Here is a 1,344-nt window from a genome sequence, read left to right on the forward strand (position 1 = left end):
CCGGTGATGCCCCTATGGATGTCAAGCGGGTGTGGTGATGGCCTGGGTGATGAGTTGGTAGAGCTCTCGGGCTATGTAGCGTTTGAGGCAGCGGATGGCTTCGCGGCGGGTCTTGCCTTCAGTGGTGCGGCGTTCGACGTACTCGCGGGTGCGTTGGTCCCAGCGCAGCCGGGTGACCGCGACGGTGTAAAGCGCGCTGTTGGCCTGCCGGTCACCGCCGCGGTTGAGACGCCGCCGGCTAGTTTTGCCGGACGACATCTCGATCGGGTTGACGCCGCAGAGCGCGGCGAAGCCAGCCTCGCTGGCGAGCCGGTGCGGGTTGCCGCCGGCGGCCAGCAGCAGCGCGGCGGCGGTGTCCGGGCCGACACCTCGCCGGTCCAGCAGGGCGGGCGTGCAGGCGTTGACCGCGTCAGTGATACGCCGGTCGAGGTCGGTGATCTCCGCGGTGAGCATGGTGATCCGCAGGGCCAGCAGCCGCAGGGTGTAGGCGGCAGCCGTGCCGGCGTCAACCGGTGTGCCGGCGTCGAGCTGGGCGCAAGCCTGGAACAGTTTCGGGTTGCTCAGCCCGGCCAACGACTCACGCAGGCTCGGCTCGGCGCCGACCAGGACCGCTTTGAGCTGGTTGATCGCCTGGGTGCGGGCCTTGACCGCGGACGCCTTGGCCAGCTTGAACATCCTGATCATCTCGACCGGCCCGGTACTGGTCTTCGCCACCGCGCCGGCGCGTCCGGACAACACCGCCCGGGCGGCCGCCTCCGCGTCGAGAACATCGGTCTTGCCGCGGCGGCGCCGTTCGGCCCGGTCCGGCTGGCTGACCTCGATGACCTGCAGCCCGGCCGCCTGCAAATGACGGGTCAACCCGGCCCCGTAGGAGTGCGAGCCCTCGACCCCGGCACGACGCAGAACCCCGAACCCGCCGGCCCACGCCGCCATCTGCCGGTAGCCCTGGGCGGTGGCCGGGAAACGCTGACAGGCCAGCAACACTCCAAAAACGCTGACCAGCGCCGCGACATGAAAATCTTTGTGGGTGTCCACGCCTAGGACCACCTCGACAGAGGCGTCCTGCTGGCCGGCGACGGATGGGTACGAGATGCTGGACATGGTCGTTCGGTCTCCTGCCGGAACGGGAACGGGATGGCCGTCACCGGACCGGCAGAGCGGTCAGAACTGTGATGGTGCCCTTGTTTGCGGCAAGGCCCCTATCGAGACACGCTCTGACCGGTCCGGTGGCAGCAAGCACCGCCCGCAACCCAGGACCGACAGATCACCGGCAAGACACCACGGTCAGTTGGATGGCGGGTCAAACCCCGAACCGCGGGCGGCACCCCACCATCCTCACAGTTG

General features: G+C 68.8%; 1 protein-coding gene. It reads right to left on the reverse strand.

From position 1 onward, the window contains the following. Positions 1 to 21 precede the first annotated feature (21 nt). Positions 22 to 1,101, reverse strand: coding sequence for an IS110 family RNA-guided transposase (locus tag KOI35_RS46935; protein ID WP_215796319.1), 1,080 nt, complete (start codon positions 1,099 to 1,101; stop codon positions 22 to 24). Between the last annotated feature and the right edge of the window lie 243 nt (positions 1,102 to 1,344).

Source organism: Paractinoplanes bogorensis (assembly GCF_018829635.1).
GTDB lineage: Bacteria > Actinomycetota > Actinomycetes > Mycobacteriales > Micromonosporaceae > Actinoplanes > Actinoplanes bogorensis.

What these genes read in the sequence shown, in the direction of transcription:
- KOI35_RS46935 (WP_215796319.1), bottom strand. Translation starts at nt 1,101, where the DNA reads ATGTCCAGCATCTCGTACCCATCCGTCGCCGGCCAGCAGGACGCCTCT.